Genomic DNA, 8,001 nt, shown 5'->3' with positions numbered 1-8,001 from the left:
TCTACTCTAAAGTATTTACCTCAAAAGGTAGGGTCGGAATTGGTGCCCTTACTAGTAGATTTGCAGGGAGGTGCAAGTGCTACAACCCTTAAAGGATTGGCAGAATACCTGGCGTCAGAAATTATTGCGGCGGCAAGGCAGTCTCGCAATCTTCATCTTCCCTACCCCAATGCTGACAAACTTGCTCAAGACCCCTTTCCAGCTTTGCAAAGCTGGCTAGAACAAATCGAGCATACTATCCCCGGTAAGCGTTTTCTTCTGTGTTTAGATGAATATGAGCGTTTAAGTGAAGTTGTGGATACTACAAACAGTCGAGCACCTCTCAACTTTTTACGCTATGTTTTGCAACATCGACGGCAGTGGACATTACTGTTTAGCGGCTCTCACACTCTTGATCAACTTCCTACATACTGGAGTGATTACTTAATTAACACCCGTGCTTTACGAGTGAGTTACCTGGAAGAAACCGCCGCCCGTGAGCTGATTGTGCAGCCAATACAGGAATTTCCCAAGATCTACGAACCCACTGCGGTAGACGCCATTATCAACGTGACTCGCTGCCAACCTTATCTAGTGCAGCTGATGTGTTCCGTTGTGGTGGATCGCCTGAATCGTGATAAGCGACAGTTGGCTACCGCTGAAGATGTTTTCACCTGTATGCCCATAGCTATTGAAACGGGTGGGATGTATTTTCGAGAGTTGTGGGGAAGTTTGGCGCAGAGCGATCGCGATTTACTCTTACGCCTTATTGAAGGAGAGACACCCAACGCTTCAGACAAACCCGCCTTGCGCCGATTGATAGGCAAAGAGGTACTGGAAAAAACAGAAGACACCTATAGTTTTCAGGTGCCTTTAGTCCAGAAGTTTGTTGAACAGGTGGCCTTAGAAGGTTGAGGGACTCAAAATGACCTGAATTCGACATAATACCGATTTAATACTGATGTTACGACACATTATCCGCCTGTAGAAAATCTCTCCCCATTCTCCCCTAGGCACATCTACCACCTTCTCCAATCAAATTGGTATAAGAAGCGTCTCAACGAAAGAATAAACGTTTCAGGCTCTAACTCCCTACGGCAAATAAGGCTTCCAGCTTATATCGAACTCAGGTAAAATGATGTTAATGACAAGCGATCATCCTCTTTTGGCTCATTCTGCTTATGATTAACTCTTGAAATACTTCAATATCTAGCATTTTCAAATGGTTCGTGAATAGCAACAATGCTGAAAGCCTTATTTGAAAACGAAAATCGTTTTGTATCATGTTGGTTTAAATAACCATAGTATAAACTTCTCTGTGTTGATGATTGCAGATGGTTTTTATTCCGGGTAATTATCCTGACGTAATATTACATCTCAGATAAAAACAATATATTAGCGACCTAGTCACAAAAAACAAAAAAGCCCTCTTGAGGCAGTTAAGAGGGCCTACTTCTACACTCATCTATAGCCTACTAAGCGAGTGTGAATAATTTGTGAAATAAACTAAGAGTGTCTGCTCTTTCAGAATTTGACAAAAAAATGCTCCCCCTTGCCACAGGGAGAGCGTTGGATAGGTGATTACCGAAACAATTAAAGCCTATCAATCGAGTGTGAAAAATTTGTGAAACAGGATAATTGTTCATTTCTGAAGTTTTATATGAAGAATGCATAAAGAATTTATAAAGTTTTCATGTGCGATCGCTATGCAGGGCGGGGAACTGAATACGTCTGAAGTCGGTGCTTTAAAGCGTTTGCGTCGAATTTTCTGGTGTAACTTCCGGTTAGCTCGCACCTAGCGTGGGAAAAAGCATCGCCTTAAATGTTCCAAGCAAAAAGCCCAGCCGCGATAACTGGGCTATAGAGTATGCTTTTGACTGATAATTGAGTGCGCTCTTCACTCCTCTAGCATCACCTTGAGTTCCTATATTTTCCTCTCATGATGGGACAGTCTTTTTTCTGGCTCACGGCTCATCCCTTGCTCGCCTAGCCAAGGTATTGTATTTATTCTTCCAATCTCTTCTGAGAAGAATAACTTCTTCTACCTGAGTTTAGATAAATTTAACAAATCCTGGGAATTTGATTGATTTTGGACGAATTGTTGAAGAATTGCTTTCGCGTTAGGTGGAATCTCAGTCACTAGGCGAATAGGAAAGCGTTCTGTAGAAGCGTACTGAGCATAGTTTGGTGTCAGAACGAAGGCGTAGTTGCTCGCTTCATCCGTTAGTTGTGCTGCCATAGCCAGAGCGATCGCTTTTACGTAGTTGCGGACTTCAACAGATTGCTCACCGACAATTTCACCCCCACTATATAGGGTACTCGGCTCACGCGACTGAGCAAGGGTTGTATCGGGATCTTTTACACTCAAATGGGTCGCGCCAACAAAACCAACCAGCCATTTTGGAGATGGCATTTGATCGAAGGTAACTACCTGTTCGGTTAAAGCTGGCGTTGTTTTATCGGCAGAAGCAGCTGCAATCAGAGTGGGAACAGCGACTTTCGTTAAGCCAGTTTCGCCAAATAGTATAGAAGCGGTTGGAGAAAGTGCGATCGCAGCTTTTATCCTTGGATCGCGCAGTTGATAGCTATCTTCGGGCAGCGCCTTCGCCCAGCATTGAGCATTTTCTCCAAGACTGTTAGCCAGCACATCCCCAGGACAGCGTTGTTTCAACTGGGTGAGTTGTAACTCTGCCCCTGCAAGGGATAGCGCCGTCGCCCCCCCGAAAGAATAACCAATAACCATTGCCAGATCAGGTGCTAGTTTCCCTTGGAGTGGCCCTGATTTTTGGTTGAGCGATTGGAGTTCGTCGAGGACAAAGCTAATATCTTTAGGGCGATTTAAAAATTCCTCAGCTTCTAGGAGTGGAGCTTTAAGTTTCAGTGCCTGCCTCACATGAGTCTCGTTGCTCCCTGGATGTTCTAAGGCGGCGACGACATAACCATGAGAAGCTAGGTGTTGTGCTAAGTAACGCATGTCTGTGCGAATTGAACCCAGCCCATGAGAGAAGACAATGATCGGTTTCTTGGGAGAAGCTTCTGTTGACCAGTAAACATCAACCGGAATTTCCCGGCGGCGCTGCCGATCATTCAGGTTTAATTTCAGCACCTGTACACTGGCGTTTCCAGCTTGGGTGGGGTCAAAGGGGATACTCATCTGAGGGCGCTGGGGCGCAAGTTGGGGAGAAATCGCCGCCATAAACGCCTGAGTTTGCCAAAACGCTCGATTAAAGTTTTTTGCAACCTGAAATGTGCGATTCAGATCGATTTCGAGGCGGGGGCTGTCATAAGCTTCAATAAAGCTAATCAGAGAAAGTCCTTTCGGGGCTAAGGCTCCTGAAACGAGTGCTGATTTAATCAATAGCTCACCCACCCGATCTGAGCGAGAGGTTGCGCCAGCAAGCTCCGAGACAAGTAAATTACCGGTTTGAGTATCGAGGAACCGACGAATGGCTACCGGGCTAATATTGAAGTTTGCTTTAAGTGCAGAGAGGACTGTCTCTCGTTCCTGAGGACGCAACCTTCGTGCATAATCTTGGAGATTGGGTGAAGCGTTTCCTGTTTCAGCTAAAGTTTTGAGGTCAGCCAAGGGGATGGATTGGCTGGAAGAGCCACGACGAATTACCACAGTTTGAGCGGCTTGTACGGCGGTGGTTGCTCCGTTGAGGATACTAATGGTAATCGCCCCAACGACAGCGATAAGGGATAACTGCCCATGAAAAATGGGTCGCATGAACTTGTTCACGTTCCGCACCTCTTTAGATTCAAGCGGCTAACTTCTTGCGATCGCTCTTCAAAAGAAGATTACGCTACTCAAGTTGCTCCTGCAATCCCTGTGACCTCTTAATCTTGTGATTCCGAGAGAAAACTAAACGGTTTAAGCTTAGCTGATCAACTATTTATCTTACTGGGGCGCTAGGATTCGAACCTAGGAATGGCGGGACCAAAACCCGCTGCCTTACCACTTGGCTACGCCCCATTAGTGTCACCTTGCTTATGGTAACAGCTCGTACCCGCAAAGTGTCAAGCCTTTTTCGACAATTTGGAAGAAAAGTTGAAAGTTAGAAGGTTTTTTGGGTTGAAAGTTGCCTAATTAACGAGTTTTCTAACCTTCAACCTTCAACCTTCAACCTTCAACCTTCAACCTTCTAAGCTCCAACCCAGTTTCCTCAGGCGGGGTAAATCCGCAAACGCCGATTGGGCTCATCGCCAAAACTATCGGATTTGAGGCGATAGTGTTCAACCAGCTCGTGTTGCATCTTACGCACTTTTGGCGATCGCGGCAGCAACTCGACCGGTTGCCCCTTGGGTAGCACAATTTGCTCAACCGCAAGGCGAGCTTCTTCCAGTGCCTCGATTTCGTCCTCAGTGCCGCTTTGGGTAAACAAGCGCAAATCTGTCACCTCAGGCATACTGGGGTCGTCCATGTCCAGCATGTGCCGCAAGGCGCGGGTAATCTGAGGAATCGTGCTGGCTTTCACCGAGTGAATGGGCACATGACGCGCTTTGGCAATGGAGCGCAGCTTACCGTGATTTTTAATATGCGATCGCAAGCTCAACACCGCATCCGCACTATCCATATCCTTGGTCAACACCACCGGCAAGCTGAGTACCCGAATCACCTGTTCGAGTTGATGGCGACTAACGCCATAGGGATAAACATGGAGCGGCAAATCCTCCCCATTGGGTCCAGGTATCCTGACATGACTGCCAAAGTCATCTTGCTCCTGCCAGGATTGATTGAGCAGTTGCTCAAACTTGCGATTTTCGGAATACGGTTCTGCTAATGGACGCGATAAAGGTTTCATCTGTCCAGACGCTCGCCAGCCAGTCGTTCTGGTCGCCGTTGAAGAGAGTCCACTTCTATCCGGTGGCGTTGCTACGGGAGCCGTCGGAAATTCACGGGTAATTATCACTTTCCCATTTTCATGCACCGTCCTCACTTGCGGATTCGGCTGACGACCTCGCAGTAAGTCATCTACGGTATCCGAAACACTTTCATGGACAACCCAGCGCTGCCGCTCCAGCATTTCGATGGCAATATCAAAGGTTGGGGGAGCTTTACGCTCTAAAACCGTTTTCTGAGAACCTCGGCGTCTTGCTTCGTCATCCCCCAAAGTTACCGCCTGGATACCACCCACCAGATCGGAAAGGGTTGGATTCTTAATCAAATTTTCGATGCGATTGCCGTGAGCGGTACCCACTAGCTGCACACCTCGTTCCGCAATGGTTCGAGCCGCCAGCGCTTCGAGTTCCGTCCCGATTTCATCAATTACGATGACTTCAGGCATGTGATTTTCCACCGCTTCAATCATCACCTGATGTTGAAGTTCAGGGCGAGCGACTTGCATCCGTCTGGCTCGACCAATCGCTGGGTGAGGAATGTCACCATCACCTGCGATTTCGTTCGAGGTATCAATAATTACAACCCGTTTATGTAAATCATCGGCTAAGACTCTGGCAATTTCCCGCAAAGCTGTGGTTTTACCCACACCCGGACGCCCCAGCATGAGAATCGACTGACCAGTTTCCACCAAGTCACGAATCATGCCGATGGTTCCAAAAACCGCTCGACCAACACGGCAGGTTAAGCCAATAATTTCACCAGGACGGTTGCGCATCGCGCTAATCCGGTGCAGGGTTCGCTCAATTCCCGCACGGTTATCTCCGCTAAAGTGTCCTACGCGCTGAACACAATGATTAATTTGTTCCTGAGTGACTGGGGTTTCAAAAAGGTACTCTGCCCCATTGGGAAACCGTACCTCTGGAAACCGACCCAAATCCATGACCACCTCAATCAGACTGTCTTGCTGCGGGTGTCTCTCCAATGCTAAGCGAATGTCTTCCGGTAAAATATCCAGCAACTTTTGGAGGTCGTCTGTAATCTGCATCCTTGGTGAAGTAATGTTTTCTTTTACAACCGATGATTCTTGATTAGATGGCACTTGTTGATCAGAGAGATTGACTGCGTCGGAATACACCATAGGGTTGTCTTAAAACAGCGATCGCTGCTCTTATCTGTGGGCGTTTTGAAAATCTAGTTTTAGTCAACGATTTGGTTCAGTTAGGTGTTGGTTAGGGTCATTTTACTTGGGTGATTTCAGTTGGGAAACTAAAGAATGAGCGGTTGCCACAGCCTGCCAGAGCAGACTGGGAAATGCTTCCAGGTATCCAAGGCTTGGATTTGGCAACGATTCGAGATTTGCATCAACAGCTTCCCCATTAGGTTGTTCTAATTTCTCTAGGATTGGTGAAAGTAAGACACGAGCGTAACTACCGTAAGCAATACCTGCCACATAGAATTTTGGATTTTGGATTTGAGTTATCTTCTCATCCTTTCCATTTTCTATCTCCCGTTCATTGAGTAGCCCAGTGGCTCTTAGCTTCATCACGGTATGAGCATTCGTACCCCCAGCCAGCTGGACGTATCCAGGTAATCTAGCCGAGAGGACTTTCTGGGAGAGTTTTACGGCAGCACGAGTCGCGCCGATGCCAATATCCCCACTCATCGGACGACCATCGGTCTGCCAGACTAGGGGGCAGGGTAGAGGCATAATGAGTTCATGAAGTTCCCAGAGGTAATCGATTAAACCGTCACCATCTGGACAGCTGATTGCCAGGAGTTTGAGCCGATTCACCCACGGTGCGATCGCTTTCCATAAGCGTTGAAAATCGGTGAAGTGTCCGACTTTTGTATGAATTTCTAGGGCATCAACGCCAGACGGTAAAATCAGTGGTGCGATCGCCTCCGGAGCCGAAACATAGGAGCGAGTATAGATGAGCTGACTGGGACAAATCGGCAGGCAGCGACCACAACCATAGCAACGTTGGTCGATTACTCCAGAGAAACCCTGTGTCGTTCTGGGTTTTTCGCTGTCCTGTGAGACGGGTAGGTTGAGGGGGGGTGATGTTGGTTCAGGTTTCCCATCATGAGTCTTTTCGCTACCCATTTGGGATTGGTCATGTGGAATGCTAGAACTCACCCCTGCTGTTAATTTGCTTTCCTGTTCTCCTGCTGTGATGTTATGATTAGCGGTTTGGAAAACAATGGCTTGTGCTGGGCAAATCGTTTCACAAGGACGAGGACAGTCGGCTGGACACAATTCTGGGTCAAATTCGGCTTTGCGAAAATGGGGGTCTTCTCCATCATTTAAGCTCACCATCAGCAACGGTCGATGACTGAATCCAAATCCTCGCGCCTGGGCTTCCTCACCGAATTCAGTGGCTACTTGTAAGGCGTCTAAAGCCGACGCAATCACCGCCGGATCAGCTGCGACATCGATACAATCAGCACCGGCGAGGGTGTAAGCCAAGGTGAGGTTTCGTACAGCAGGGAGGTGTTGGAAGCTGGCTCCGCAGATCAGCTTAAACCAGTTGCCCTCCCTTAGAGAGCGTAAGGGATAGTACAGTTCAGTCACCCCTATATGCTAAATCCTTGAGAAAAAAATGGGGAGGTGAAATTTCCCAACTTGAGCCACGAGAACGCCTGAGGGCAGCACCCTGGATTGGGGCTGTGAACTTGTGCGATCGCCACAGCTTTCCCCTTACATGTGTAGATATGGGGAACCCTCCTCCGGCTTCACTCCAAATCTAGTGCTTCACTCCTGACTCAGCGCCATAAAAAATAGCCAGAAGATTACTCCTCGGCTATGATTAAATTTTTTTACAAAAACTCTCAGTTTGGGGAGTAGGGAGTCGTGAGTGGGGAATCGGGGAAAAGAGGACTTCAATCGTGGGTTTAAAGCCCACGAAATCAAACATCAAAGCTCCAATGCCACGTTCTTACGAGACGTGGGTTTGAGACTCCTTACTCCCTATTCCCTACTCCCCTTAAAGCTGCTCTTGAGAAAACAGCGATGAGTCATCTCCTAATCGTTGATGGCGTTAAGCAGCACTTCCGACAAGGTTAGATCCGCCATGTCATCCATCGTAATTGCGTCACAGATATCAAACTGTGCCCCGACACCTTGCAACTGATCGTCTAACGCGTTGAGGAACTGAGTCGCCGTTGGATCGTTACCGACT

General features: G+C 47.7%; 4 protein-coding genes, 1 tRNA gene and 1 pseudogene. 2 read left to right on the top strand and 4 right to left on the bottom strand.

Going from position 1 to position 8,001, the window contains the following annotated elements; all coding sequences use genetic code 11:
- Together V6C93_RS00225 and V6C93_RS00220 are read left to right on the top strand one after the other, a co-directional pair.
- Positions 1–894 (top strand): annotated as a pseudogene (locus V6C93_RS00225) (AAA family ATPase); the annotation flags it as partial.
- Between the two features lie 752 nt (positions 895–1,646).
- Positions 1,647–1,778 (top strand): hypothetical protein, encoded by a 132-nt coding sequence (locus tag V6C93_RS00220; RefSeq protein ID WP_333474624.1) that lies wholly within the window; start codon positions 1,647–1,649, stop codon positions 1,776–1,778.
- A gap of 242 nt (positions 1,779–2,020) precedes the next feature.
- Here V6C93_RS00220 and V6C93_RS00215 read toward each other — a convergent pair whose 3' ends face one another.
- The 4 genes from V6C93_RS00215 to V6C93_RS00200 form a co-directional block, all read right to left on the bottom strand.
- Entirely contained in the window at positions 2,021–3,709 is a 1,689-nt protein-coding gene (locus V6C93_RS00215; protein WP_414644088.1) for an alpha/beta hydrolase, read from the bottom strand.
- A 174-nt stretch (positions 3,710–3,883) separates the two neighbouring features.
- Positions 3,884–3,955 (bottom strand) — tRNA-Gln (locus V6C93_RS00210).
- Between the two features lie 190 nt (positions 3,956–4,145).
- Positions 4,146–5,867: a R3H domain-containing nucleic acid-binding protein gene (locus tag V6C93_RS00205; protein ID WP_349262572.1), complete on the bottom strand. Its 1,722-nt coding sequence runs from the start codon at positions 5,865–5,867 to the stop codon at positions 4,146–4,148.
- 195 nt (positions 5,868–6,062) lie between these two features.
- Positions 6,063–7,394 (bottom strand): LdpA C-terminal domain-containing domain, encoded by a 1,332-nt coding sequence (locus V6C93_RS00200; protein WP_333474621.1) that lies wholly within the window; start codon positions 7,392–7,394, stop codon positions 6,063–6,065.
- Between the last annotated feature and the right edge of the window lie 607 nt (positions 7,395–8,001).

The organism is Allocoleopsis sp. (assembly GCF_036703385.1).
In the GTDB taxonomy this organism is placed as follows: Bacteria; Cyanobacteriota; Cyanobacteriia; order Cyanobacteriales; family Coleofasciculaceae; genus Allocoleopsis.
This window is presented reverse-complemented; position numbering and strand designations above follow the sequence as displayed.

Excerpts from the sequence above, each read along its gene's own strand:
- V6C93_RS00220 (WP_333474624.1), top strand. The coding sequence starts at position 1,647 with ATGCATAAAGAATTTATAAAGTTTTCATGTGCGATCGCTATGCAGGGC.
- V6C93_RS00215 (WP_414644088.1), bottom strand. The coding sequence starts at position 3,709 with ATGCGACCCATTTTTCATGGGCAGTTATCCCTTATCGCTGTCGTTGGG.
- V6C93_RS00205 (WP_349262572.1), bottom strand. The coding sequence starts at position 5,867 with ATGCAGATTACAGACGACCTCCAAAAGTTGCTGGATATTTTACCGGAA.